Below are 26,529 nucleotides of genomic sequence, written 5' to 3'. Positions count from 1 at the left end.
TGAGAAGTTCCTTGATGATGAAATCGTCCAGCGTTAACCCAAAGGGCTGAATCAGGCTGTAGAGGATGTTCTAAAAGTAGTCAAGAGTCTCTTTGTTTCAGTTGTCATCCGCCCGTGAGGGAGGCGATGAATGATTACCTTTAAACCATGCTCTTAGGCTGACTACTGGTTGTACCAAGCTTTGCGCCACTGCTGCATCTGAGCAATTTCTGCTTGTTGAGAAGAGACCATCTCTTGAGCAAGTTGTTTAATTTCTGGACGTTTAGTTTTACTCAATGCATCGTTTGCCATCATCACTGCGCCTTCATGGTGGGGAATCATCGCATTGATAAAGCGCAAATCAAACTGATCGTCACTGGCTCCCAAATCCATGTTCATCATCATGCCTTTCATCTGGTCAGACGACATCGGCATCATTTTTCCCATTTTGGAGTCATACGCCATTGGAGTACTTTCTGCTTTGGGATACCAGGCTTGCCGCCATTGCTTCATCTGAGCGATTTCTTTGTCTTGTGCTTTGATAATGTCGGCTGCCAGCTTTTTGATTTCTGGGCGCTTTGATTTCTGCTGGGCTTCTTTTGCCATTTCGACGGCTCCTTGGTGGTGCGGAGTCATGGCATCGACAAAGCGCAAATCAAAATTGGCATCGGCAGGGCCTAAATCCATGAGGTTGTGGTTCATCTTGCCGTGATCCATGCCGTGATTCATGCTAGGCATTGTGTTGGCGGCTGGAGCGCTAGTTGCAGGATTTGCAGATGAATTTGAAGGCGTTGAACAAGCCGTCAGAACCCCGAATACGAAGGGCAGCGAAGCGATCGCGACCATTCTGATCGACGCTTGAGTTGCGATCACGTTCAGTTCACGGTCTAAAAATTTAACTTTGAAGAGTAAGGATTTCATATTTAGTGCTGAGTGAGCTATAGAACAGTTTCATTCTCAACTCTCTACCAAGCTGGAGAGTCAAGGCCTTCAGGGTTAGTGGCATCCCTACTCAATAGGAAACCATTTAAAAATAAAATCAGCGTGAAATGAATCTACCTAGAAAGGATGATTCTCTACGCCTATGAATAGAGGAACGCGATCGAGCGTTGCTTTCTTTAGATTGAGATCGACATAGACACCATTAAAACTGCTGCTTGACTGATCAACTCCACAAAAGTCAATCGCACCGTTTTTTAATGAACACTTTTAATGAATACTCAGAGATTGATATGCCAAATCTCAAAAAGTTCAATAAGCTAAGAAACTTCGGGTGTTGTTTGGATATTAAATTGAGCGATCTTTAATAGAGTTCAATTTGTCGTGAGCGCCGATTCATTAGTTTATCTGGAGGAAGTTCTAGTCTGTCCAGTTGAGAATTGCCGCTACCCGATCGCAAATCGTCGCTGGATTAAACGGTTTACTGATCACGCCTGCGACACCCATTTGAGCAAATCGTTGGCGATCGTCAGGCAGCACTTTAGCCGTTAACAAGATAACCGGAATAGCTTTAGTTGCCGCATCTTTTTGAAGCATGGCAAACAGTTGATAGCCATCCATGTCGGGCATTGAGACATCGAGCAAAATTGCGTCGAGTGGGTAGGCTGCGCTCTGGGTCAGTGCTTCTTGGCCCGATGCAGCGATCGTGGTCTGCCAGCCGCCCAAATCCTCTAAGCAGGCTCTTACCACTTCTCGAATGCGTTCTTCGTCGTCAATAATTAAGATGCGTCGGGTCATATAGCAATGCTGAATCAATTGTAAAAATCTTCAAAGGGTGAGCCATGAGTTCTTAGCCTTTGATTAACAACTAAACACGAACGATCGACTTCTCATAACTCAAACAGGATAGCTATAGGCTTGGAATAGACAATGTGAAATAAAAGCGGCTGCCAGTTGGGGGATTAAGCGAACTTTCTGCCCAAATTTTGCCACCATGTTGCTCGACAATGCTGCGACAAATCGACAACCCCAGACCAGTGCCGCCTTTTTGCCGCGAGTCTGAGAGATCAACCTGCTGAAACCGATCGAAGATCATTTCTAGTTTGTCGATCGGAATGCCCCGTCCCTGATCGATCACTTCAAAGCGGATAGCTGGACTTTGAGCCTCAGAGAGAAGCTTTTCAGCGTTGAGCCAGACGGTGCCATTAGCAGGGGAGAATTTGATCGCGTTGCTGAGAAGGTTGGTCAGGGTTTGCAGAATCGCATCGGGAGCCGCCCAAACTTGAGCCAAAAGCGGCGTAGCACAAAGCGTAATAGAAGCTGACTCAGCGATCGCCTGCACTCCCTCAACGGCTCTCAGCATCAAGTCAAACACATCGCACACTTCCATCACAAGCTCGACTTTGCCAGAGTCCAATCGTTCTAAATCGAGAATATCATTGACCAGACGAGACAGGCGATCGCTGTCAGCCAGAGCGATTTCGATCATGCGTTTTGCTTTGTCGGGTTTGTCGTCATAGATGCCTGTGGCCATCAGTCCCAGAGATCCGCGAATGGCTGTCAAAGGCGTTCTCAATTCGTGGCTGACGATCGAAATAAATTCATCTTTTAAGCGATCGACTTCTCGCCGCTCTCGAATATCTTGCACCTGACAAATGCAATAAAGTGGCTCATCTTGCGAATCTCGGATTGCAGAAACCGTGACTAATACCCAAATCGACTCGCCGCGCTTGTTGAGGTAGCGTTTTTCGATGGCGAAATTGCCTCCTTCTCCGGCCAACATGCGATCGAGTAGAGACAGGTCTGCATCCAGGTCATCAGGGTGAGTGATGTCTTGAAAGCGTAGCTCCAACAGTTCCACTTCTGAGTAGTCTAGTAGTTTGCAAAGAGAACGGTTGACTTTGAGAAATTGCCCAGTTATCGAGGTCAAGGACATGCCAATCCCCGCGTCGTCAAAAGCACTACGAAACCGTTCTTCACTTTCCCGCAAAATCTCTTCGGCTCGTTTGCGTTCTGTGATGTCGATGCCAAGACCAAAGAAAAAATTTAAGCTGCCGTCTGCCTTGAGAACGGGAGTTCCTCGCCACTCGACCAACAGCAGATCGCCAGACTTGGTTCGGACGTAGTTTTCGCTGACGGTACTTTGTTTGAGATTGACCTGTTGATCAAAGATCTGACCCAGCTTGGCGCGATCGCTTTCAGGAATAAACGTCGTCAGGTAGTCAGTGCCGATCACCTCCTCAACCTGGTAGCCCAGCGCTTTGAGCATCTGCTCATTCATCAGCAGCGTTTTGCCTGCGGCATCGATCGCAACATAAAAGGCGGGCGAAGTCTGAATCAACGTATTGCTAAAGTCTCGTTCTTGGCGCAGGATTTGTTCGGTTTGTTGGTGGTCGAGAATTTCTTGAGACAGTTGATCGTTGAGTTGGGCAAGCTCGATCGTGCGATCGCTCACTTGAGTTTCTAACGCTCGATTGTAGCCAGCCAAAACCGCCTCGACTGCTTTGCGTTGCGTGATGTCTTGAAACGTATTGACCGAGCAAATTACCGTCCCTTGATCGTCAAAAATGGGGATCGATCGCACTTCCAAAGGAATGATCTTGCCACCAGGTTGATGGAGTTCCAGGTCGTCGATGACTACAAACTCACCTGTGAGGGCGCGGAGGGCAGGAAGTTCGGCGGTCGGATAGAGGTGATCACCCCGATAGAGTTCGTAGGCAGTGGATAAAAATTGAGCCGTCACCCCCGGAACAATCTGTCTGCCTAGAATGCTTTCTCCCGTTGAGTTGATATAGAAAATTGACCCATCGGGTAAATGGACAGAAACCCCGATCGGCAACGCTTCTAGAATTTGTTGCAGTTGTTGTTCGCTAATGGATAAGTTCCGAAAAGCTGTTTGCATTCGCGTTGCCATTAGAGTGATTTAGTTCAGTGAGTTCTAGCGTTAACTCATTTGTAACTGGAGCAGTCTATTTTTGTTTGTCCGCTATTGATTAACAATAATTTTAATATTAGTTCACAATATTAGTCCAGTTCTATTAGTTCAGTTCTATTCTCTGCTTTTATCTCTTCTGGGATGACGATCGATGCGGCTGATGACACGAGTGACCAGTTCGGGGCCAACGATCGGTTTACAGATAAAATCATCGGCTCCCGCAGCAAACACCTTTTGAATAGATTCAATCTCGCGATGAGCCGTCACCACCAAAATCGGTAAGTCTCCCCATACGGCATCTTGGCGCACCACCTGACACAAATCAACCCCGCTAAACGTAGGCATCTCCAAATCGAGAATCAGCAAATCAGGAGCGGTTGTCGTCAACACCTGCCAAAACTGTTGGGGATCTTGCAAACTGATAATTTGAAACCCCCACGGCTGTAGTAGCGTTCTAAAAAGCTCTAACATCGTGGCATCGTCATCTACAACCATGACTCTAGCGGTAACAGACTGCGCGGGCAACGCCTGCTCGATCGCTTCAAAAATCTGTTTGGCCGTCGGTTGACACAAAAAGCCTTGCGCCCCCAATCGAGCCACGGCCACCCGATCGTCGAGGCTGTCTTGTGTTGCAAATACCAAAATCGGAATCGTCGGAAACTGTACTTTTAAGTCTTGCAGAAGCGTTTTACTATTCACTTCAGGCAGGTTGAGATTGAGCAAGATTACATCTGGAGAAGCGTCGAGAATGCGCTGTTGATCCTGCGACCGCGCTGTGACGACTGTGATTTGAATTCCCCAGACTGACATTCCTATTTGTAATTCTCGAATGAGATCTTCGGTGTGATCAATCACGATCACTTGAGTTCTAACAGATGTTTCTAACAGTGTTGTCGCAGGGGATTGAGTTAGTTGTTGTTTGATTTGAGCAATCTTTTGAGCGAGTTGAGCAATTTCGGTAGATGAAAGCGTTTTTTGTTGAAGCAACTGCTCGATTACCTGGGCCAGGTCTGACCCTTGAGGGTAACCAAACGTGCCCAGTCCGCCTGCTAATTTGTGGGCTTCTTGTCGGGCAATTTGCTGCTGTTGAAGGGTGAGGGGACGCGATCGCAGCGTCGATTCTGCCTGTTCTAAAACGGTAAGCTGTTCAATAAATGTATCTTTGTACTGTTCTAAAACTTGATTAACCTTTTTCAGGGATTTGGCACCGCGAGCAGTTTGATCAGAGGGCGCAGTAACAGATTCTTGGGTCTTGTCTTTTTCATCTTTTCTGACCCGATAGCCGAGACCGTAGACTGTTTCTAACAGATCGATTGTCATACCCGCCGTTTTTAGTTTTTGGCGCAGATCTTTAATTAGATTGGTTACTGCCCCTTCGCTAGGCGTAGCATCAATTGACCACAGTTGATCGATAATGGCACTGCGACTAAAAGCTCGTTGAGGATTTCGCAAAAACAATTCGAGCAGACTGTACTCTTTGGGCGTGAGCGAAACGGGACGATCGCCATAGGTCACTTGAGCAGAACTGGGATCAAGCCGCAGTGCGCCCCAGGTCAAAACGGGAGATGCGATCGCCGTTCTCCCTCGACGCAACAACGCCCGCACTCTGGCCAGCATCTCGTCTAAATGGTAAGGCTTGATCAGGTAGTCATCCGCTCCCGCGTCTAGCCCAGCGACAATGTGAGCGCGATCGTCTTTTGCAGTTTGTAGCAGAATTGGAGTTTGGTGGCCTTGCGATCGCAGTTGCCGACAAAATTGAATGCCATCGAGTTTGGGAATCAGCAGATCTAGCAAGATCAGGTCATATTCCCACTGGTTGGCAAAGTCTAGAGCCAATTGTCCATCAGAGGCGAGGTCAACGGTGTAGTGATGGGCTGCTAGTGACTCAGACAGCAATACACCCATTTCCTCGTCGTCCTCTACTAAAAGGATTTTCATGGTTCAACGATCGGACAAACGTGCAATTTCAACATGACTCAAACTCACTAATTATCTAATCTTTTGAATGTTTGTTTATTAAATGAAACTTTATTGGGTCTTCTTTAGCCAAAAACAACATTTACTAAGCTTAGAAGAATATTTGAACAAGGGTCAAGATTCTCAAAAGCTGCCTCTGATCTAAGAGGATGTTTGAAAAGTGTTTCTTCTAACGTTTCAGAGTTTCGATCCCCCAAATCCCCCTTCAAAAGGGACTTTGACGGATTGTTCCCCTTTTTTAAGCTGCTGTGTACACACAAGTCGTTATCGCTTCGTTTCAGGCGGCTTCAGCCCCCTAAATTCCCCATGCTGGGTGACTTTGACAAAGGAAAGATTTCCAAAGTTCAAAGTCATGACGACGGCTCAAAGTTCCCCATTTTGGGGGGATTTAGGGGGCGAAGGATCTCAGCAATGACCGATCGATCAACGTGTGTGTACACGGCAGCTTTTTTAAGGGGGGCTAGGGGGGATCTCCTAACGATTTGATACTTTTCAAGCATCCTCTGAGATTAATCATCGTTGGATACTGGATACAGCGATCGTTTGTATGCAATTTTTGGTTTCCCCAAATATCTCTTACTCTTGGGAAAACGTCCAGAGTCTCTTCAAATCTTCAACAAAGCTCATAAAAAACTTGGTTTGATCCACTTGTAGGGCGACCCAGGCGTTTGCAGGTTGTTTGGCATTGTGTCGCAGGTCGATCGTGGTTTGTCCGCGAGTCCATTCGCCCTTGGTTTCTACCCATACTTTTGCGCGCTGTAACCTCAAAGTTTCGGGGTAAAACAAATAACTCAGTGTGGCTGCATCATGAACTAAAAACCCAGAAATTCCATTAGTTTCTCGGTAGCTCAGTGCTGTTTTGATCATAAATTCACAGAGGTTGACGATCAGTTTTGCGAGAGGGCTGTTTGGATTTGTGTTTGGATTTGTTTGAACGATCGCTGCGGCCATTTCTCTTGTAAAAATCAGATTGCGAGTGATATCCAGCGGCAAGATGACTAGATCCGATCGACTATCCAAAACGACAGCGGCGGCTTGAGGATCAAACCAGAGGTTAAATTCTGCGTGAGGCGTGACATTACCCGGACAAAAAAATGCGCCGCCCATGATCACGATTTCTTTGGCTTTTTGCAGAATACCAGGACTCTTTTTCTCGGCGGCGGCCAGGTTGGTCAGGGGGCCGATCGCCACCAGCGTAATCTCTCCAGGTTGAGCAGTCAGCTTTTCGATTAGCAAATCGTCAGCCTTACGAGCCGTCTCATAATCACGAGTGGGACGAGGAAGTGTACTCGACAGATTGCCCATGCCGTCACTTCCATGAATATGAGTCGCATCTCCGATCGATTGGCTGTCTAACGCCGCTCGCCCTACTTCGATGTGAGAAAATCCGTTCAGTTCCAAAATCTGACAGGCACTAGAGAAGGTCTTTTGAGCAGAGACGTTACCCGCTGTTGTGGTGACTGCAATAATTTCAGCAAATCCCTTTCTGGTCAAGCTTTGTAGCCATAAAAAAGCAAAGATATCATCGCCACCTGGATCGGTATCAAGAATAATTTTAGGAATACTAGCGCAAGAATTCATAATTAATGGCTTCCATTCAATAAAATAATTTAACGAATGCTTTTCAGAAACTTTTGAATCAGTTCATTTACCACTGTTTGCAATTCACTAACCCTAAAACAACATCAATTCGATGGAAGTTTTTTCGCTGCGGTGTTGAGATCTTCTGCCCCCCAAGCTGCCAATTCTGGAGAAGTTAAAACTAAGATTTCTGGTAAGTTCTCCTACAGTTCAAAGTCATCCCTCATCCCTCATCCCTCATCCCTCATCCCTCACCCCTTCTTCTTTCCTCCCTCATCCCTCAAAGTAGTAGATATTTGTAACCAATTCCCCAATACATATAAAAATCACTTCTAAGATCAAGAGAATCGGACTGTGCGAATTCCCCATGCGAATTTTAGTTGTTGAGGATGACGAACAAATTCTTCAGGTGCTGACCACGATTTTGACTCGTCAAAACTATGCAGTTGAAACCGCGATCGACGGGCAAGCTGGCTGGAATTTGATCGAAACGTTTGACTATGACCTGATTCTCCTGGATGTGCAACTGCCAAAACTCGATGGGATTAGCCTCTGTCGGCAGATGCGATCGCGAGGATTGTCAATGCCGATTTTGTTGCTGACGGCTCAAGATAACAGTCACGACAAAGCGATCGGGCTGGATGCGGGAGCGGATGACTATGTGGTAAAACCCTTTGATGCCGAGGAGTTGGTGGCGCGAATTCGGGCGCTGTTGCGTCGAGGAAGCACCGTTTCTCAGCCCGTGTTGGAATGGGATCAGTTGCGGCTTGACCCGATCAGTTGTGAAGTCAGGTATCAAACAAAATTGCTGACGCTCACGCCCAAAGAATACGCAATGCTGGAACTATTTTTACGCAATAGTCGGCGGGTTTTTAGCTGCGGCATGATTCTCGAACATCTCTGGGCCTATGACGAAATGCCCGGAGAAGAGGCGGTCAGGACTCACATTAAAGGACTGCGACAAAAGCTAAAAAGTGTAGGCGCAACCGGGGATTTGATCGAAACCGTGTATGGAATTGGCTATCGACTGAAACCCCTGAACGAACAAAAAAACGAAGCGGCAGCAGAATCTATTCGACAGCAAACGATCGAGAAGATTGCAGGCGTGTGGCAGCGATTTCAGGGGCGAGTTGAGCAACAGGTTTCGCGTCTAGGAAAGGCAGCAGAGGCCGCACTTCAAAGCCGTCTGAGCCAAGAGGAGCGATCGCAGGCAAAACAAGATGCTCATTCTCTGGCGGGTGCTTTAGGCATGTTTGGCATTCCAGAAGGATCGACGTTAGCGCGGCAGATAGAGACCTGTCTGGATGGCGACTTGAGCGTGCTAGAGCAGGCGACGAATTTGCAGACCTGGGTGTGGGCACTCCGTCAAGAAATCGCAGCGTTTTCGACTCCCTCCTCGACCTCCTCTTCGACACTACAGCCATTGGTTTTGGTGATCGATCGCGATCAAGATCTAACCGAACGCCTGATTCAAGATGCTGTAAATTGGGAATTGAGAACTGCGATCGCGCCTGATTTGACGCTGGCTAAAAAAATTCTCTATCACGATCATCCCAGCGTTGTTTTATTTGATCCAACTGTGGGGAATGCCGAAGATAGTTTGAGTTTTTTGACGGAGTTGCATCGACGAAATCCTCCGGTTCCGGTTATTGTGTTTTCGGCACAAACTGATTTGAGCTATCGGTTGCAAATGGCTCGTCAGGGTCGGCAAACCTTTCTCTCTAAGCCGATTATTGTGCCCGAAGTGTGGGCAACGGTGACGCAGGTTCTCAAACAAATCGACGCAGCAGACACCAAAATTTTAGCGGTGGATGATGATCCCAAAGTTTTGGCGGTGGTGAAATCTCTGTTAGAGCCGTGGGGCTTGAATGTGACTCCGCTCAACGATGCGCGGCAGTTTTGGAAAATGCTAGAAACGGTCTCGCCTGATCTGCTGATTCTCGATATCGAAATGCCTCATGTGAGTGGGGTTGACCTATGTCAAGTCGTGCGAGATGATGCACGCTGGAGTGAGCTACCGATCGTTTTTCTCACCGCTCATACGGACGCTGCCATCGTGAATCAAGTGTTTGCGATCGGAGCCGATGATTTTGTCAGCAAACCGATCGTGGGAGCAGAATTAGTCACGCGAGTTGTCAATCGTCTAGAACGCAAAAAAATGCTTCAGCGAATGGCAAAGATTCATAAAAGTACGTCTCAACAAGAACACCACTCACACGCTCAAGAAACCTCGATCGAGCAAACCAAACTACGCGAATTTAATCAGAACCTTCAATCAGAACTCGACGATCGTCAACGCATTCAAGCCGCTTCACAAATCTCTCAAGCCAGACTAGCAGGCATTTTAGACATTGCGGATGATGCGATCATTGCCATTGATGCCCAGCAGCAAATCACCCTTTTTAACCAGGGAGCCGAGAAGATGTTTGGCTACAGCGCAAATGAAATTATGGGGGAGCCGCTCGATCGGTTACTTCCAATTCGGTTTGCAGAAATTCATCGGCGGCACGTTCAAGAGTTTGCTCGTTCTCCTGAAGAGGCTCGACGCATGGGCGATCGTCGCGAAATTTATGGCCGTCGCAAAAATGGCAGCGATTTTCCGGCGGAGGCTTCGATCTCAAAACTCATGCTGGCGGGCGAGACGGTGTTTACGGTGATTTTGCGCGACATTACCGATCGCAAACAAATCGAGCGCATGAAAGACGAATTTGTCTCGATCGTCAGCCACGAACTGCGAACGCCGCTCACTTCCATTCACGGATCGCTAGGAATGTTGGCCAGTGGACTGCTCAAAGCCGACTCCGACGCAGGAAAGCGCTTGCTGCAAATTGCAGTAGATAGCACCGATCGCTTGGTTCGCTTGATTAATGACATTCTCGACATTGAGCGAATTGAGTCGGGCACAGTCAAAATGAATCGGCAATCCTGCAATCTAGCTGACCTGATTCACGAAGCGGTGGATGTGATGCAGCCGATCGCGCTAAAAGCCAATGTCACCCTCAAAGCTTCTACGCTGAATGTAGAAATTTGGGTGGATCGCGATCGCATTGTGCAAACACTCACGAATCTTTTTAGCAATGCTATTAAATTTTCGCCTCCTCACTCTACGGTGTGGCTGACGATGACACTAAATCAGGGGGCAGTTTTGCTGCAAATTAAAGATCAGGGACGGGGCATTCCGATCGACAAGCTGGGCTGTATTTTTGAGCGATTTCAGCAGGTCGATTCTTCAGATTCTCGCAATTGTGAGGGGACGGGATTGGGGCTGGCGATTTGTCGGAGCATTGTGCAGCAGCATGGCGGAGAAATCTGGGTTGAGAGTGTGTTGGGCGAGGGCAGCAGGTTTTCCTTCACGTTGCCTTTGCGGAAGTACGATCGACTTCAGCAGCGATCTCTTTAAGATCAAACCAGTCCATCAATCCAGGTGAGTTGAATGAAATCTTTCTGCTTATCAATCTAGACAGCCCCCCGAAAATCTTGTCTTAAAGTGCTTCAGAATAAGAGAGTTGGGGCAGAAGGTCTGGACAGTGAAGCGAAAAAACTTGATTGCATTCACATTAAACCCAGGTCTCTCTAAAAGATTTGTCGAGCAATTTAATTTTATGAAGCGAATCTTAGTCATCGATAACGAACAGTACATTCAAGAAGTCACTCAAATCTGTCTAGAGACGATCGCAGGTTGGGAGGTTTTGACGGCCAGTTCTGGCATGGAAGGCATCAACAAAGCAGAAGCCGAACAGCCTGACGCAATTTTGTTAGATGTGATGATGCCTGATATGGATGGGCTGACCACGTTTCAAAATCTTCAGAAGAATGCATTGACTCAAAAGATTCCAGTTCTCCTGTTGACGGCGAAAGTGCAATCGTCTGATCGTGAGCGCTATCTGCAACTGGGAATCAAGGCGGCGCTCGCCAAACCCTTTGAGCCATTAGAGCTGGCCAACCAAATCGCCGCTACGCTAGGCTGGAATCTTTAAGTCCTTTTTATAAACAATTGTCGATAGGAAAGACAGTTTTGAAACTGACTACCGATCGTCATCGCTAAAAGTACATCCGTTGTAACCTGAGCAGGTTAAGAAAACACTGGTTAGAAATCGCATCTACCCTTGTGGTGGTTTAGGTGTGCAGATTGGCGATTCCTCAAGTCTAACGGTGTAGTGATACAAGGGTTGGCATCATCCCGTCCACACAGTAAGAATTTACCTGCTGAAATCTTCTCCAAACTCGGTTTTGGTGTTAGTAGACCGCTGTTTATCGGTTGAGCACGCTTGAGATCCTAACTATGGCAAATCGGCGTTGTTGAGCGATGGTCTAAATTGCCCTCCAACCCCCCCAATTCTGGAGGACTCTCTGACTTTCACTCTCAAGATTCATCTCTGGATTTAGCAATGCCAAAAACCTTGTAGGCGGCTCTAAGCTTATCTATTTTTGGTCAAGGCTATAACGTCGATCGCAGCATCCTATCTGACATTCGCACGCTAACCGTGTGACGCTGGCTTATCGAAATACAGTTCAACCGTCTTATCTCAATTGTTTAAGGGGAAAGTTGACCATGCGTAAAATTCCATCGATTTGTCTTGCTACAGTGCTCGGGGTCACGCTGGCACCCTTATGGCTGTTACCGCTGGAGGCTCATCAACAAAAGGCCGCACCTAACAGCGTTGGAGCCATGATTCACCTCGAACCCGACGACTCACCCTACGCTGGGAAGTCCACTATGACGTGGTTTATGCTGACTCGACGCGGCGGAGCGATGATTTCTCCGGCCACCTGTGATTGTCAAGTGACTGCCTATGCAACTGGAAAGCAGGGCAGCAAACCAACTTGGATGACCGATCGCCTGCCGCTCTCAACAATAGAAATGGCAGGACATCAAAAAGGACATCGGGCAATTCGCACGAACATTACGTTTCCTAAGCCGGGTGCTTATGTAGTGGTGTTATCTGGGAAATCAAAAGATGGCAGCTTTAACCCGTTTGAGATGAAGTTTCCGATTACGGTTCGACCTTGATCGTTCACCCTAATAAGAAGGAAATTTGCATGACCAAACTACGTACACGATCGCTGCAATCTTTAGCGCTAGTTCCTGTTTTTGGAGGTGCAATGTATCTCATCTGTGTTGTGCATTGTGCATTACCTCATTAGAGCACTCCCTTTGCCGATGAGCGACATCTGATCGACACATCAGGGGCATTACCACTTTGATGTTGTCCTGAGATATGAGCCATGACTGTATCTAAATACACCGAGAAATTAATCAACGTTCCCCTTGAGAAGCAGCGAGAGCAAGTTAAACGAATCGTAGGGCAGAAGATTAATGCAGCACTTCTGTCTGCCCAAACGTTATCACCTGATGATTGCTTAGGAGAAATCAAAACTAGACTTTTGAGCATTCAAATAGAATGTCAAGCGATCGGGAAGTCTTTTATTGTGGTTGAAGAAAGAGTGACCTGTAGCCAACATCAACTCAAAGGCTACGATCGAGACAAAGCAACCTTGTTTAGAGGGCCGAGTGAAAACGCTTCGGTTGCAATTTGTGTGACAGATAAAGGATCACTACTTCATCGCAATGGTGATTGCTGGCGAGTCTACAAAGACGCTGGAGATGTGAACGTCCTGGCTACATAACCTTCAATATAGAGTTCTAGTAAAGTGACGTGAATTCGATGAAATCCTTCGCTGCCGTTACAAATCCGGGCAGCCCCCCAAATCCCCCACGAGCGAGGGACTTTGAACGAAGAATAGTCTCTAATAGTCCCCCAGATTGGGGGGTTGGGGGGCAGAAGCGCTGAAGAACGAAGCGAAAAACTCCCATCGAATTCACGTTAAAGTGATATGTTTTGGGTAGGGATTAATTGGTGATTGTCAACGCCTTTTATCAACTACCCATTTTTGTTAGAACGATCGCTTTAGAGTGTCAAGTTATCTGCATAAACCAGTCGAGTCGCCGATCGCAACTCAAACAGCATATACTCTTCCATTACGCTCCAAAAGAAGGCCCGCAACGTTTTTTGACGCATCGCTTCTGGAATACTGTATTCAAACGGAGAATCGCAGGGCTTGAGTTTTGCCAAATGATTTTCGCAGCCGCACTCATGTTCTAGATAGTAGCCATAGCGACTGGATACACTATCAATCAAGCGCCGAAAGGGAGACACATAACCACCGTGGAGAATTGCGTCAAATTTGCGGGCAACGCCAAGATCTTGTTCACTAAAACGAAACGATCGCACTTCAAACAAATCTAATCGCTGCAACGGGTTTAGAAACGTCCAATAAAAGGTAGCAGGCACATCATATCCAAGTTCATCAAACAAATCGCTGACAATCTGCACCAGGGCTAGTCGTTCTCCTTGCTGCACCTTACTAGCCAATAACTCATTGCGAATCTGCTGCAAATCGGGGTAGTTTTCTGGAAGAAACGCTGCTCCAAAGTGAGAGACGGCTTCCCAGGCTAAGAGCCGATTGCCTTCAATGTAAGCATCTTTGAGAGATGAGGTGTCGGGACGCTCTGCAAATAGAAAATGCCCCTGTTGATTTTTGGCTAAGAAGACCTGCGCCAGTGCAGTGTAAACCGTCGGTTCAGTCATCCAGTTGCCTGTTTGAATGCGCTGCCAGCTTGTGGGCATGAACTCGATCGCAATCGCAGGTTCACCATTAATTGTAGTCAAACTCGAATTCGCTGGCATCGTTGATAGCTGCATCTGTGTTTTTTCCTTTGAGTGAATACCTCTGCAAGTATATCGGAGGAACTCATTTTTAACTGAAGCGATCGTCGTCAGCGATTTACTTTGTTGGTTAAGAACTGCCAGCGATCGACGCTCAGATTTTTGCCCATCGTCACCACTGCCCCGACAAATCCTTCGCCCGGTGCCAATTCTTTTAGCTGCCAATTGTGAATCGCTCCCTCTGGAACTTGAATTAAATGGGCTGAATTCGTTAATGAAATTTCTAACCCCTTGAGCTTTGACAATCCTTCTCCTGTAGCTTTTAGGTAGGCTTCTTTACATGTCCAGTGACGAAAGAAAGCAGTGGGTTGTTGTTGAAGTGGTAGAGCAGAAATCGAATGATGTTCATTAGCACAAAAGAAGCGCTGAGTTAGAGATTGTAGATCAGAAACGATGCGAATTTGTTCTAGATCAATCCCAACTGGACGATCGCAAATTGCATAAAGCGCCAACCCTTGAGAATGAGCCAAATTGAAGTGCAAATTATGGTCTATTAAAGACGGTTTGCCCTGTTGTCCGTAGGTAAATTGCAGTGATTTTGGGTCAGTTTGCAAATAGAGCGAGAGCAGCGATCGTAAGATTCCTCGACCTGCAATAAAGCGACTCCGATGTTGAGCAAACCGAAAGCGATCGGCGCGATCGTGTTCATCCGACGACAATAGGTTCAACCAATCTTCAAACTGCTGTGAGTCATCCAAATCGGCCCGCCAAACATGCACTGATTGCACAGGACACTTCACCTCACCCACCGGAAGACCCCATATTTTTTCATCCCTCATCCCTCATCCCTCATCCCTTTGCGCCCACAGGCTGCTGACTTATCGCTTCTGTTGTTTGTTCAATGGTTGGGGGACGCAGTGCGAGATAAGCGATCGGCCCAAACAACGGCACCAGCGAAACTGCCCAAAAGATTCTTTGATCAGTGAGTCCTCGTCGCGCCATATCATCGCCCAATAGCGTCGGAAATAGTAGGCACAACAAACAAAAATCTAGACTCATCACATGAATAAATCGACTGGTTTTCCATTGTTGAATAAAGTCGCTCCAATCGCCTTGAGTTACGCCATAGGTGAAGAGCGCGATCGCGCCCAATCCAATCAATGCGCCTGTCAAGCGAGAATCCATAATCTTAAGAAACCAATTCTTTTGTCCTGAAAAAGTGGGACTAGGCTGACGCAAAAATAAGTAAGGCAACAGCGCAAACGCTCCTACGCCAAAGGATGCAGACCCAAAAAACCAGGCGGGAATCTTTTGCCCTCGACCATCTAAAAACAGGACACAACTATAAATCAGCGGCCAGACACCCATAATATTAAACAGTCCGACAATCAAAGGATTGATGCCCTCAACCTGTCCCGTGGAAAGATTTTTGATTAAGTCGATCGTATCGGGTTGGTCAGGCGGAGCCAACAAAAAGGCATAACTGACAAATCCAATCCAAAGTAGGACGAGCGCAACTTTTCTGAACATGACAATCGTGGATAGTAGAGAGTGATTATATTTTAGAGGCGTATGGCAGAAGAGACATGCTGTGTGGTGTTGGTGACGGCTTCATCTCGGCAAGAAGGGGAGGCGATCGCTCAGTCTTTGGTCGAAACTCGATTAGCGGCTTGTGTGACGTTGCTTCCGGTGCAGTCGGTTTATCGGTGGCAGGGCGAGATTCATAAGGATGAGGAATGGCAATTGTTGATCAAGTCCGATCGCAGTCGATTTGCAGAACTGGAAGCTAAAGTTCGAGAACTCCATTCGTATGAGGTGCCAGAGATTATTGCGGTGCCGATCGTGGCAGGGTCTAGTCACTATTTGCAGTGGATTTCGGAGCAAGTCAATGGGAATTCGTGATGCAGTTGAGAGCGATTTGGCCGCGATCGTTGCCATCTACAATTCCACAGTTTCGACCCGAATTGTCACCGCTGATTTTGAGCCTGTCACAGTTGAAAGTCGTCTCGCCTGGTTTGCGTCTCACACCCCAAAAGATCGACCGCTCTGGGTCATGGAAATCGATGGCGCGATCGCAGGATGGCTTGGCTTCCAATCGTTTTACGGCAGACCTGCTTATCAGGGAACGGTGGAATTGAGTTTATATGTCTCCCCTGATTTTCGGCGGCGAGGAATTGGGCGATCGTTGTTGGAGCGAGCGATCGAAGCTAGTCCGTCTCTTCAAATTACGACGCTGTTGGGCTTCATCTTTGCAGGCAATCAACCCAGTCTCAAACTCTTTGAGCAATATGGCTTTGAGCAGTGGGGCTATTTGCCTGGAGTTGCCAAATTTGAGACGAGCGAACAGGATTTAGTGATCGTCGGCAAAAGAGTAAAGACAGACGTTTAATTGGGTCTGAATTCGATGAGTTTTTTGCTTCGTTGATCAGATCAGATCTTCTGCCCCCTAAATCCCCATTCTGAGGGCCTTTGAACTTTGCTCTAAAGGTTGGTTGAGAGAGTATCTTGTAGTTCTGCTTTTTCATACTCAGCATAACGGTGAAGTTGTGCGGCGGCAGATAACCTCAAACTCTCACCGATAACCTCTGTTCCGTCTGCACCAACGCAGTGTTGAGATGCTGTCGCTACTGGTTTTTAATTAGCCTTTCATACTCTGCATGTGTGCCAATCCAAAACCATAGAATGCCGCACTCTACTTCTATCCCCAATGCCCTATGACCTCGCCCTGCTCGAACTGACCAATACTTGCCGACTTTTTTGAAATGTAACGACGGATGGGATGAGTCAGCCTTCAGCAAATCTACGAGTCGTAAAATGCATCAAACTGCTCGGTAGTGCCCTGCCTCAAAATCAGCTATTGCTTCTTCAGCTAAGTTATCTAGTTTGCCAGCAGCAATATCATTTTCAAGCTGCTCGTCCCAACGCTGATAATCCAAATCAAAGAACCACTCTAGAAGCTGATTAAAATCATTAGGTGAAAGCTGGAGGATTGCAGTTTCGAGTTGCTCAAGCGTTAACATTGTCTTTCCTCTACTAACATTAAAGCAAGATTGAGAAACATCTCTCCCTTGCCTTACGAACTTAGATTAGGTTACAAGAACCCTAGAGACTTAGCGATTGCAATCAGTGCAGCGATAGCCTGTAAGAAGGGTAAAAAACGTCTAATAACCAATCTAAATCTTCGATAATAAGATCGAAAAGTTTTATCTAGACGCTTGATACTCACTTTTAGTCTTTGGCAAAAAAACTGAAGTGACTGGTTTGATTTGCGCTGCCCGTTGCCATTGAGCTTACTTCCCTTTAACACTGTCTTCCTCCGGATCAAGTGAACCGGCATTGCCCTCCCTTTGCAGGAAAGATAACAGTGGAGATCAGCGACTAAGGATTAACCCGATTGCCCACACAGCGGACTATCGAAAGATAGTCGTGTTAATCTGCCGTCTTAGTCCCATCAACTCGGAAAGGTGTGGTGTACCCCTTATAGACAAAAGATAGTTTCTTAATTATAGCGGCTCGAATCAAGCTCAACAATTACAGTTTGCCAGTGCCTTCGTTCTTGAATGTGACATATCCTTTGTCCTAAAAATTGATTGGGTATGAGATATGCGATCGCCATTCTTCCGTAAATCCCGCAGGAAAATCGCATCGGACGTAGAGCAAATTCAATAAACGAGATGGAATTCTGTATATTCCGCAGGAAGAATCAAATGCGATGCAGAGCGAATCAAATGCGACGGGAAGCAAACTCAATTGGCGCACCGGAATAATTGATAAGTCGTAAGAGAGTTTGAATATCCGAGGCGAACTGAAGTATCTTCCACCGGGCAAATCGAATTCGACTCAGAAAACATTAGATTTCTCAGTATTCCTGGTGATTAAAATTTGCCTCCTGATTCTTCCTTTTCGACAGATCTACGGCAACTAACAAAAAGATCGGCTCTTCGTTTTTCCTTTCAATAAAACGAATCAACCCTACCTGTTTTAAGGGGGGCTAGGGGGGGATCTCCAGACGATTTGATACTGTTCAAACATCCTCTAAACCTACCCTTTCTAAAAGTTATGAAATAGCCGACGATCGCTCCCGTTGTTGTTGCAAAAAATCGACGAGCCACTCTTTGATGTGATAAGTCGCGCGACAATCATCTTCGTTGTAGACCAAGATTGAATTTAAAAACGAACGATCGCCCGTCGCTAACCATTGTGCATACCAATAAATCGATTGGGCCCCATTAGCGCTAGAATCTCGCCAGTCAAACCCCAGCCAGCGAGCAATATGTTTGAGCGCATAGCTTTCGACAGGCAGCGTTACGGATTTGGTAATACGATCGTGCAAATCTATAAAGCGAGGAAGTAGCGGCTGAATGCGGTCGATCGGCGTTTCATAAAGCTCGGCGAGTCGTCCCATCGTCTGCACTTCATAGGGGCAAAAATGAAAAATGGGCGCAGTTGGATACACCCACATCAAATCGATTAATTCTTGCCAAATTTTGAATTCGTCTTCAGGTTTCTCAGCGAGTAGGGAATGGAAAACTTCGGTCTTTTTCTGTCGATCGACGACCAAAATTCCATGTAGATAAATTAAATTCAGCGACGGTTCAGCTTCGATATCAAAATACAGTTCTACATCCGCCGTCGGAATCTCCTGAGCAGCCCGTTTACCATTGAGAAACCGATGACCATTGGTACTTTCGGGTGGGTCAGCGTTACTTTCTCCCGGCAACGCGCAATTTTGCACAAATGACTGAGCCTGACGAACTAACTTTCTCGCCGTTTCGCTCCCAAATCCGGGCAGCGGCTCCAACTGGCTCGGCTGAATGTTAGACAACGCCTCTACAGAAGTCAGATTGAGCGCTTGAAGCTGGGCATAGCGAGGCGGAGTCACCCCAGGCAAGAGCGAAAGATGTTGGTCAGACTTGGCGATCTCATAACACTGGTTATACCAATGACACAGACTACACCGACTGCGCGAGATAAAAACTTCAGGTTCCTGCTTTTGTTGCAGCGTCGTCAGGCACTCTTGCAAAATCAATTCCATTCGTGGAATCGACTCCCACAGATCCACCTCAAACAGCCCCTTCTCACGCAACATCAGCCACGCCGTCTCAGACCAAGCTCCCTGCACCGCCGCCAAAACGCGCACATGAAACGCCACAATGATTTGATACTCTTGCTTGGGGCGCTTACTCAACTTGATTTCGGTGGGCACGTATACCCAATCGCCAAAGACCGACTCTCCGGGCTGTCTCGTTAACAAATCAGGCACGCTAATCAACGTTACGCCATTTTCTTCGCTCATCAGAACAGGCTGATAAATGCGATCGACTCCTCGCTGCATCAGTTCTAGAGTCGCATTTGCCCCGGTTGACCAATCTCTAGCGGTGTGGGTTGGCTGATGATAAGCCTGGTCTGCCAAAATTTCTCGATGGTTGGCGATGCTGTCCTGCAACAATTTTTGCAAATAGTCATTGGGAGCATCTCGCTGGGTGAGATCTCCATACAAATCGAGGTAAGCTCGACGACTACAGCGTTGATAATTGAGAAGTAGATCGGCAGTCAACAACATGCCTATAAACTAACAAGAAATCGGGCTGACTGCTGAGAGAAATTTGTCTTTTGCGTCTTGAATTTAGGAATTACTTGAGTTAGAGAAAATTAATTTCAATTCACCAACTTGAGAAAGCTGAAGATCAACGTCGTTCAGATCAGGAAATCTAGAAAGTAGAAGTCCTGAGCCACATCGCGACAAACCGTTTAAAGCAAGTTCCACCTATCGAATGGTTAACATTTCTATGACGGCTCAACTCAACCAGCATCGCCAACACTTTCCATATTTGGAAGGCAAAGGCTACTTTAACTACGGAGGACAGGGCCCCATGCCGCAGCCAGCGATCGCCGCTATTCAGCAAGCCCACGATCATTTTCAGCAGGCGGGGCCGTTTTCTAGTGCGGTCAATTCCTGGATTGTGCAGGAGGGCAATTTGACAAGGGCAGCGATCGCTTCAGAACTGGGAGTTTCAGCGGAGTCGATCGCCTTGACCGAAGATGTCTCTGTGGGCTGCAATATCGCGCTGTGGGGTCTCGATTGGCAGGCGGGCGACCATCTGTTGCTCACTGATTGCGAACATCAAGGCATCATTGCAGCGACTCAAGAACTTCAGCGCCGCTTTCAGATCGAGGTGTCGGTTTGCCCGATGATGGCGACGTTAAATCAAGGCGATCCAGTGGCGGTGATGGCTCAACACTTGCGCCCCAACACTCGTCTCGTCGTGCTCAGTCACATTCTATGGAACACGGGACAGGTCTTGCCCTTGAGTGAAATTGTCGCGACTTGTCGATCGCACTCACTTAACCAACCAATCAGAATTTTGGTGGACGCGGCTCAATCGGTCGGCATGTTGCCGTTAAATCTGACCGAATCAGGAGTCGATTTTTACGCATTTACGGGGCACAAATGGTGGTGCGGAGCAGCCGGACTGGGCGGATTGTATGTCAGACCCGATGCGCGTGACAGTTTGCATCCCACCTTTATTGGCTGGCGCAGCATTACGATCGACGCTCACAATCAGCCTACCGGATGGCAACCCGACAGCCGCCGTTACGAAATTGCCACTTCTGCGATTCCGCTCTATGCCGGACTGAGAGCCGCGATCGCCTTTCATCACACGATCGGCACCGCCGAGGAGCGATATGGCATGATTTGCGATCGCAGTGCTTATCTTTGGCAGCGATTGACGCAACTTTCTAATGTCACCTGTCTGCGATCGACTCCGCCGCAATCTGGGCTAGTCTCCTTTCAATTAGCGAGTGGAGAACACGTTCGTCTGGTGCAATTTTTAGAGAGCAAACACTTTTTTCTACGAGTCTTGCTTGATCCCAATTGTGTTCGAGCTTGCGTTCACTATTTCACCACTGAGACAGAAATCGATGCGTTGGTAAGTGCGATCGCGGCGTTCTAGAAAGTGTTTGAAATCACCGCGCAAAAATTATTCAGAGGTCTGGCTTCAGATGCGTTTGTTTGCCTTGCCATCCTCGATCGAGGCTTCAAGTTCTGCGGGTGTGACGAGGAGTTGTTAAGCTGTGTAAAGCAATCTTTTCCAAAAAAGGCGATCGTTTCCCATGCTGACTGAAGCACGCACCGCTCAACCAGATGAGCCGTTCCACAAAACTTATGAGCTTGCGGCGGGTGGTAGTGACCCCGATCGCTTTGACTGTAAAGAAGCCTGGTATCCCGTTCACTATGTCGCTGACCTTGATCAGACCAAGCCAACTAAATTTACGCTGTTGGGTCAAGATTTAGTGATCTGGTGGGATCGAGACGCCTCTTGTTGGCGATCGTTTGAGGATCAGTGTCCCCATCGTCTCGCGCCGCTTTCAGAAGGTCGCATTGCCGCTGATGGACTGCTGGAATGTCCATATCATGGGTGGGCGTTTCGGGGAGATGGTGGGTGCGATCGCATTCCTCAACAGCCCGAAGGGAGTCTGGCGCATCAGTCAAAACGGGCCTGCGTCACTTCAATGCCCACGGCCGAGCATCAAGGCTTGCTGTTTGTCTACCCCGGTCAGCCAGAGAATGCGCCCCAGGTCAAGATTCCGATCATCGACGCGATCGAAGAAACGCCCGATGAATGGGTCTGTCTCAATACCTTTCGCGATTTGCCCTATGATGCGCTGACGCTGCTCGAAAATGTGCTGGATTCAAGTCATGTGCCGTTTACGCATCACAAATCGGTGGGGAATCGATCGACCGCCTCCCCCGTCGAATTGGATGTTTTGGAATCGGGTAAACAAGGATTCAAGGGATTTTGGGCAGACGGGCCGCGCAAAGGCACACTGGGGCAGCAACACAGCCTATTTATTGCTCCTTCGCTGATGTGGCACGATTTGACCTCCAAGCAGTTTGGCAGAACGATGACCGTTGTTTACGCAACCCCGATTCGCAAAGGGGAATGTCGCGTGTTTGCCCGATTTCCCTTCAAATTCTCTTCCAAGGTGCCTGCCTTTTTCATCAAGCTGACTCCCCGCTGGTACTCTCATCTCAGCAACAACGACATTTTGGAAGACGATCAGATTTTTCTGCACTATCAAGAACGCTATCTAGCAGCAAAAGGCGGCGGCCCCAATTTCTCAAAGGCCTTTTATTTGCCGACTCGTGCCGATTCTTTTGTGTCAGAGTTTCGCAAATGGGTCAATCAATTTCAGGCTGATCCGTTTCCTGAAGTGGCGTTGTCGGCTCCAATTTCGGATGAGAAGCTGCTTGATCGCTACCATTCCCACACTCAACACTGCGCCAGTTGTCGGAATGCGCTGGCTAATATCCAAAAAATTCGATTCAGCATTGCCATTTTGGGAGCCATTTCCTGGGCGATTCTTCCCATTCTCGCCCTCAATCAACAAGTGCCCATTCTCGCTATCCCCGTTCCTCTAATCGCAGGAGCCATCTGGCTGGGATTGGGCAAATTAGAGCGGCGATTTTACGAAGGCCGAAGAACCCCGCCCCGAAACCTCCCCGAAAAACGATAGGAAACCTGGAATTTGATGAAGTGTTTTCGCTCCGGTTGCAGAGTCGGGTCGCTCCCCAAGTCTCCACGAGTAAGGGACTTTAAACAAGAACTCTTGTCTTAAAGTTTCCAAATTTGGCAGCTTAACGTCAGTTCGATGAACGCTTCGCTTCGCTTTTAGATCCAGGAACGCCCCCTAAATCCCCCACGAGTGAGGGACTTTGAACCAGAATTCCTCTCTGAAAGTCCCCCAAAATTGGGGGGTTGGGGGGCAGAAGCCGTGAACAACGAAGCGAAAAAACTCTCATCGAATTCACGTCAGCTTAGGGGGCAGAAGCTCTAGACAACGCAGCAAGAACTTCATGAAATTCACGTCAAGAAAGCTTCCAGGTTCCCTTCTCATCCCTCATCCCTCATCCCTCATCCCTCATCCCTCATCCCTCATCCCTCATCTTGCCGCCGATCCCTTCGAGTTACCCGCAAGGGATCGCATTGATGGAGCCGGAAAAAGCGCCTGAAATCCTGCTTGTCGTTCTGCGGGAGGCTCTGGAGCTTCGTCCCACAAACTTTCGTAGTAAAAGAAAGCCACCCCCAACCCGCGCTCTTGAGCCACTCGGACTTGAGACTGAATCTGAGCGATCGACACCTGGTTGTTTCTCAAACCCGCCATGATGCCGATGCCCGTCGCGATTTTTTGCTGGACTTCTTGAATCTCTGGGCGGACAAGCTGCTCATAAAAACTTTGTAGATCAGAGCGATAAACCTGCATTACCAACTCGTCTACCAATCCTTGTCTGACCCAATTGAGCCAATCCTGTAGCTGCAATCGATAAGCAAAATCATAGTAGTTGGGCGAAACTGAGATAATGGCGTTGGGCCTTCTGGCTTTGACCGCATTCTTAAGCTGAGACATAAAAGCGGTAATTTTGTCGGCTCTCCACTTGACCCACGCGGCATCACCAGGATTTGAGGGCGGCGCTTTCTTGGTCTCCTTGGTATAGAGCGCAATGGTATAGTCATCGTAGCCAAACTCACGCGGCAAACTCATATGATCGTCAAACTGAATGCCATCGACATCATATTGAGAAACGATTTCGATCACGAGATCGCTAATAAATTGTTGAACGTCGGGGCGAAACGGATTTAACCAAACGACTTCACCCGCACCGCTAATCGAAGTTTGACTACCGTCACGCTTTTGAGTCAGCCAGTCTGAATGATTGATCACCAGTTCTGAAGTCGGAGGAGCCATAAACCCAAACTCAAACCAGGGAATGGCAAGTAACCCTTGACGATGAGCCTGCGTGACTACATCTGCAATAATATCGTGACCGTCAGAACCCTGGTAAACAAAGGGCTGAATCTCTGCTCGTCTTGCCACTGCGCTAGGATACATTACATAGCCAGAGTTCCAAACGACGGGATAAACGGTGTTGAAATTTAAGCGCTGTAGTTGACCGATCGCTGCTTGCAGTTTGGTGCGATCTTTGAGGATGTCCATGTCATTGAGCGTCATCCAAACCCCGCGAATTTCTGGGCGAGTTTCTTGGGTGATGCCGGGATTACCCAGCGCGATCGAGGTGAAGATCGATCCCAAAAATAAAACAGGCAGCAGAAATCGAACGAATCGTCGCCAACCTCGATAGAGATGTCCATTCATAAGCGCGAAAGATTGAGAGAGCCAACTGCACCGATCGTCTATTTTTTGCACACAAATTCACTAGCACTACAGTCTACAGGTATTGATGCTCCCTAATCGAAGTTTAATCATTCCGGGAATGCAACTCTTCATCAAGTGCAATCAAAACCTGAAGCCAGCGAAATCCTTGACGTAGAAAATAATAATCAGTGCCCGAATCATCAACGTATGAGTCAGCCAGGTATTTCAATCATTTCGCGAAACGATCGCAATCATCCGGAAGATTAAATTCTCTGATTCACCAATTCGTTCAGTTTGCTTTAGAAGACTGCTTTAGAAATCGACTCCTCGCTTGAGATCAATCCCCTTTTCTGCATAGTGTTTGTGGCAAACCATTTCTGAATGAACCGTTGCCAGATCGAAGTAAGCAGGCGGATTTTTGCAGCGTCCGGTGATAATGATTTCGGTGTCGCGAGGCTTCCGTAAGAGGGCCTGCACGATCGGTTCTTGAGGCAATAATTCTAGATCAACGGTCGGATTCAATTCATCTAAAATGATCGTTTTGTATAAGCCGGACGCGATCGCCGCTCGTGCAATTTCCCAGGCCCGCTCTGCTTCGACATAATCTAACTCTTGCTGCTGACCTCGCCACACGATCGCATCTCGCCCTGATCGCTGATGGTCAACCAGATTAGGATAAATTTGCCGAAGGGCATCGATCGCTGCATCTTCGGTATAGCCCGCCCCCCCTTTGAGCCACTGCATGATCAAAACTCGGTGCGATTTGTCCTGTCCGATGCCTTTGCCGATCGCTTGCAGCGCTTTACCAAGTGCGCTAGTCGATTTGCCTTTTCCGGCCCCAGCGTAAATCTCGATTCCGGCGATGCCCTGTTCTTGAGCGATCGGGTGATACATCGGGCGCATTTCAGAATGCAGATCGGCGATATCGATTAATCCCTGGGGGGCCCCTCGTCCGGTGGCAATGATTTCCATGTGTTCGGGCTTGCGTTTGAGCGTGCTGACCACTTCATCGACGGGCAACAGTCCCAGGTCTAGCACCGGATTCAGTTCGTCCATGACCACGACAGAATAGAGTCCCGACGCGATCGCACCCTTGGCGACATCCCATCCCCGTTGCGCTTCTTGGCGATCGAACTTGGTGATTTCGTCTGCTCCAAAAAATTCGGCTCGTCCCGTTCGCACTTGATCGATCAAATGAGGAAAGCCGCGCTGAAGGGCTTGGATCGCTGCATCTTCGTCATACGTGCGCCCCGGCCCTTTGAGAAATCGCAGCAACAGCACACGGGTTTGCGAGAAATTGTGAATGCCCAGCCCGATCGACCGCAACACCACACCCAACGCCGCCTGAGACTTGCCCTTGCCAGCGCCATCATAGACGTGAATCTGACCGACCATCCGCTCCGATCGTGTCTGAGCCGTCCGAATGCCAATTCCCGTTCTGGCCATAACCTTGATTCCTGCCGTGCTGTTTCATTTTAGCGGAGTGACCCACTCAAGATAGCAGGTAAAGGGACGATCGACGCTAGATGTAGTAGCCAAGATCGTCAAGCGCCCAAACGAATGCTAGATTTATGGACTTAGATGAACGGGCGATCGAACTTTTGAGGCCAGCTTTCAGAATGAGCCGGGGCGATCGATTCCGTCTCAAAATCCCCTGCCAAACTTCCCGCTCAAATCGCGCCCGGCCACGTAAAATCTTTGTCATAACGGCTTTGTTGTCTCTTCTACGCGCCCCATGCCTTTATTTGATGTCTTGCCCCTGCGAATGATCATTTATCAGCTTCTATTTTTGGTGATGGCGATCGCGGTCGAATCACTGGTTCTACAAAGACGCTTGGGAATTGGTCGCAAAACGAGCATTCAATATGCTGCAACAGTCAACCTGTTATCTACAGTCGTCGGCTGGATGATTTTCTTTACAGTGGAACCCTGGCTGCCAGAAAACCTGCGATCGCAACTGATCAGCTATATCTTTTTTGACTCGCTCACCAATCCGCCCGTCCTGATCGGGCTGGCATTTGTTAGTTTTATCAGCACCTTTTTGCTCAAGCTAGAAGGGATCAACCTGCTGGAATTGCTGCTAGGGATCAAAAAAGATTCTGAAACCGAAGCCAAACAAGCGGCTAAATTTCAGGGTCAACGCGCCCGTCGAGCCAGCTTTGCGGTCGTTCCTAGTCGCGCTCTGGCAGTTTTGTGGGCAAACGCCTTTAGCTTTAGTGCCATTACCCTGATCATCGCTATCCGCCTCTTTTTTGAACAGCCGATTTAGACCGTTGTTTTTGCTGTATTTTC

Annotated in this window: 23 protein-coding genes; 10 read left to right on the top strand and 13 right to left on the bottom strand. The window is 47.9% G+C overall.

The features are described 5' to 3' along the window. Positions 1-162: 162 nt before the first annotated feature. Positions 163-717, bottom strand: coding sequence for a DUF305 domain-containing protein (locus ACKFKH_RS09815; RefSeq protein WP_446858094.1), 555 nt, complete (start codon positions 715-717; stop codon positions 163-165). Here ACKFKH_RS09815 and ACKFKH_RS09810 point away from each other — a divergent pair. Continuing rightward, entirely contained in the window at positions 707-841 is a 135-nt protein-coding gene (locus ACKFKH_RS09810) for a hypothetical protein (RefSeq protein WP_446858093.1), read from the top strand. The genes ACKFKH_RS09815 and ACKFKH_RS09810 overlap by 11 nt on opposite strands. Before the next feature lie 497 nt (positions 842-1,338). On the opposite strand, the gene ACKFKH_RS09805 is transcribed toward ACKFKH_RS09810, so the two are convergent. The 4 genes from ACKFKH_RS09805 to ACKFKH_RS09790 all read right to left on the bottom strand — a co-directional run bounded on the left by ACKFKH_RS09805 (position 1,339) and on the right by ACKFKH_RS09790 (position 7,411). Beyond that, entirely contained in the window at positions 1,339-1,716 is a 378-nt protein-coding gene (locus ACKFKH_RS09805; RefSeq protein ID WP_446858092.1) for a response regulator, read from the bottom strand. Positions 1,717-1,828: 112 nt separating this feature from the next. Further along, a complete protein-coding gene (locus tag ACKFKH_RS09800) occupies positions 1,829-3,820 on the bottom strand; it encodes a PAS domain-containing sensor histidine kinase (protein WP_446858091.1) in 1,992 nt (663 codons plus the stop codon). A 147-nt stretch (positions 3,821-3,967) separates the two neighbouring features. Next, positions 3,968-5,791 (bottom strand): response regulator, encoded by a 1,824-nt coding sequence (locus ACKFKH_RS09795; protein WP_446858090.1) that lies wholly within the window; start codon positions 5,789-5,791, stop codon positions 3,968-3,970. A 615-nt stretch (positions 5,792-6,406) separates the two neighbouring features. Further along, positions 6,407-7,411, bottom strand: a complete 1,005-nt coding sequence (locus tag ACKFKH_RS09790; RefSeq protein ID WP_446858089.1) for a nucleoside hydrolase — start codon at positions 7,409-7,411, stop codon at positions 6,407-6,409. 367 nt (positions 7,412-7,778) lie between these two features. Between ACKFKH_RS09790 and ACKFKH_RS09785 the strand changes: the two genes are divergently transcribed. The 4 genes from ACKFKH_RS09785 to ACKFKH_RS09770 all read left to right on the top strand — a co-directional run bounded on the left by ACKFKH_RS09785 (position 7,779) and on the right by ACKFKH_RS09770 (position 13,039). After that, positions 7,779-10,811 (top strand): response regulator, encoded by a 3,033-nt coding sequence (locus ACKFKH_RS09785; protein ID WP_446858088.1) that lies wholly within the window; start codon positions 7,779-7,781, stop codon positions 10,809-10,811. Positions 10,812-11,013: 202 nt separating this feature from the next. Further along, entirely contained in the window at positions 11,014-11,388 is a 375-nt protein-coding gene (locus ACKFKH_RS09780; protein ID WP_446858087.1) for a response regulator, read from the top strand. A 575-nt stretch (positions 11,389-11,963) separates the two neighbouring features. Continuing rightward, positions 11,964-12,422, top strand: coding sequence for a hypothetical protein (locus tag ACKFKH_RS09775; protein ID WP_446858086.1), 459 nt, complete (start codon positions 11,964-11,966; stop codon positions 12,420-12,422). A 215-nt stretch (positions 12,423-12,637) separates the two neighbouring features. Further along, complete coding sequence (locus ACKFKH_RS09770; protein ID WP_446858085.1) at positions 12,638-13,039, top strand: hypothetical protein; 402 nt, start codon at positions 12,638-12,640, stop codon at positions 13,037-13,039. A gap of 281 nt (positions 13,040-13,320) precedes the next feature. On the opposite strand, the gene ACKFKH_RS09765 is transcribed toward ACKFKH_RS09770, so the two are convergent. The 3 genes from ACKFKH_RS09765 to ACKFKH_RS09755 all read right to left on the bottom strand — a co-directional run bounded on the left by ACKFKH_RS09765 (position 13,321) and on the right by ACKFKH_RS09755 (position 15,609). After that, a complete protein-coding gene (locus ACKFKH_RS09765) occupies positions 13,321-14,115 on the bottom strand; it encodes a hypothetical protein (RefSeq protein WP_446858084.1) in 795 nt (264 codons plus the stop codon). A 74-nt stretch (positions 14,116-14,189) separates the two neighbouring features. Beyond that, positions 14,190-14,918 carry a 4'-phosphopantetheinyl transferase family protein gene (locus ACKFKH_RS09760; protein ID WP_446858083.1) on the bottom strand — a complete coding sequence of 243 codons (729 nt, stop codon included), beginning with the start codon at positions 14,916-14,918 and terminating at the stop codon, positions 14,190-14,192. 10 nt (positions 14,919-14,928) lie between these two features. Continuing rightward, the gene (locus ACKFKH_RS09755; protein WP_446858082.1) at positions 14,929-15,609 is read right to left on the bottom strand and encodes a DUF2834 domain-containing protein; all 681 of its coding nucleotides are present in this window, start codon (positions 15,607-15,609) and stop codon (positions 14,929-14,931) included. Positions 15,610-15,651: 42 nt separating this feature from the next. Between ACKFKH_RS09755 and cutA the strand changes: the two genes are divergently transcribed. Both cutA and ACKFKH_RS09745 read left to right on the top strand, forming a co-directional pair. Continuing rightward, positions 15,652-15,981, top strand: a complete 330-nt coding sequence (gene cutA, locus ACKFKH_RS09750) for a divalent-cation tolerance protein CutA (RefSeq protein ID WP_446858081.1) — start codon at positions 15,652-15,654, stop codon at positions 15,979-15,981. Further along, positions 15,968-16,468: an N-acetyltransferase family protein gene (locus tag ACKFKH_RS09745; RefSeq protein ID WP_446858080.1), complete on the top strand. Its 501-nt coding sequence runs from the start codon at positions 15,968-15,970 to the stop codon at positions 16,466-16,468. Before cutA ends, ACKFKH_RS09745 begins: the two co-directional genes overlap by 14 nt. A 430-nt stretch (positions 16,469-16,898) precedes the next feature. Here ACKFKH_RS09745 and ACKFKH_RS09740 read toward each other — a convergent pair whose 3' ends face one another. After that, positions 16,899-17,099, bottom strand: a complete 201-nt coding sequence (locus tag ACKFKH_RS09740; RefSeq protein WP_446858079.1) for a hypothetical protein — start codon at positions 17,097-17,099, stop codon at positions 16,899-16,901. 1,037 nt (positions 17,100-18,136) lie between these two features. After that, positions 18,137-19,642 (bottom strand): TM0106 family RecB-like putative nuclease, encoded by a 1,506-nt coding sequence (locus tag ACKFKH_RS09735; RefSeq protein ID WP_446858078.1) that lies wholly within the window; start codon positions 19,640-19,642, stop codon positions 18,137-18,139. A 211-nt stretch (positions 19,643-19,853) separates the two neighbouring features. Between ACKFKH_RS09735 and ACKFKH_RS09730 the strand changes: the two genes are divergently transcribed. Both ACKFKH_RS09730 and ACKFKH_RS09725 read left to right on the top strand, forming a co-directional pair. Continuing rightward, positions 19,854-21,035 carry an aminotransferase class V-fold PLP-dependent enzyme gene (locus ACKFKH_RS09730; protein WP_446858077.1) on the top strand — a complete coding sequence of 394 codons (1,182 nt, stop codon included), beginning with the start codon at positions 19,854-19,856 and terminating at the stop codon, positions 21,033-21,035. Between the two features lie 160 nt (positions 21,036-21,195). Further along, the gene (locus ACKFKH_RS09725) at positions 21,196-22,599 is read left to right on the top strand and encodes an aromatic ring-hydroxylating dioxygenase subunit alpha (RefSeq protein WP_446858076.1); all 1,404 of its coding nucleotides are present in this window, start codon (positions 21,196-21,198) and stop codon (positions 22,597-22,599) included. Positions 22,600-23,025: 426 nt separating this feature from the next. Here the strand turns inward: ACKFKH_RS09725 and ACKFKH_RS09720 are convergent, their stop codons facing one another. The 3 genes from ACKFKH_RS09720 to ACKFKH_RS09710 all read right to left on the bottom strand — a co-directional run bounded on the left by ACKFKH_RS09720 (position 23,026) and on the right by ACKFKH_RS09710 (position 25,942). Continuing rightward, positions 23,026-24,237: a glycoside hydrolase family 10 protein gene (locus tag ACKFKH_RS09720; RefSeq protein WP_446858075.1), complete on the bottom strand. Its 1,212-nt coding sequence runs from the start codon at positions 24,235-24,237 to the stop codon at positions 23,026-23,028. A gap of 312 nt (positions 24,238-24,549) precedes the next feature. Continuing rightward, the gene (locus tag ACKFKH_RS09715) at positions 24,550-25,683 is read right to left on the bottom strand and encodes a cob(I)yrinic acid a,c-diamide adenosyltransferase (RefSeq protein WP_446858074.1); all 1,134 of its coding nucleotides are present in this window, start codon (positions 25,681-25,683) and stop codon (positions 24,550-24,552) included. A gap of 76 nt (positions 25,684-25,759) precedes the next feature. Continuing rightward, the gene (locus ACKFKH_RS09710; protein ID WP_446858073.1) at positions 25,760-25,942 is read right to left on the bottom strand and encodes a hypothetical protein; all 183 of its coding nucleotides are present in this window, start codon (positions 25,940-25,942) and stop codon (positions 25,760-25,762) included. A 30-nt stretch (positions 25,943-25,972) separates the two neighbouring features. On the opposite strand from ACKFKH_RS09710, the gene fraC reads away from it, so the two are divergent. After that, a complete protein-coding gene (gene fraC / locus ACKFKH_RS09705) occupies positions 25,973-26,506 on the top strand; it encodes a filament integrity protein FraC (protein WP_446858072.1) in 534 nt (177 codons plus the stop codon). Positions 26,507-26,529 lie beyond the last annotated feature (23 nt).

This window comes from Phormidesmis sp. 146-20 (assembly GCF_052939475.1).
This window is presented reverse-complemented; position numbering and strand designations above follow the sequence as displayed.